Genomic DNA, 301 nt, shown 5'->3' on the forward strand with positions numbered 1-301 from the left:
GGTTCCTGTAGATAAGTGAGAAGGGAGGCCCCATACTCCGGCTGGAATATACGGGCTCGTGCCCCTATCTGACATGAGAACAGGTTGTACAACGAGTTGTTGATGGCCAGTACGTCAGGCAGCAAATCGGGGTTAGTGTCCAGCGTAAACTTCGACGACGCATCGACCCATACGGCACCCCGCGTATCAAGCTGATATGCTGTTGGTGTAGTCATGTTGAGTTCTCCTTACCATTAAATTTAGATTTGAGGGATAGGAGTACTAGTATCCGGATTGTCTGGCACGTGGTGGATGTGCGAAT

Annotated in this window: 1 protein-coding gene; it reads right to left on the minus strand. The window is 50.2% G+C overall.

The features are described from left to right. The coding region (locus AC1RPJ_RS08065; protein ID WP_481762891.1) for a hypothetical protein at positions 1-215 on the minus strand (215 nt) is incomplete at its 3' end. Between the last annotated feature and the right edge of the window lie 86 nt (positions 216-301).

The sequence above is a fragment of the Dellaglioa sp. CoH-57-MRSF-17 genome, assembly GCF_056782015.1.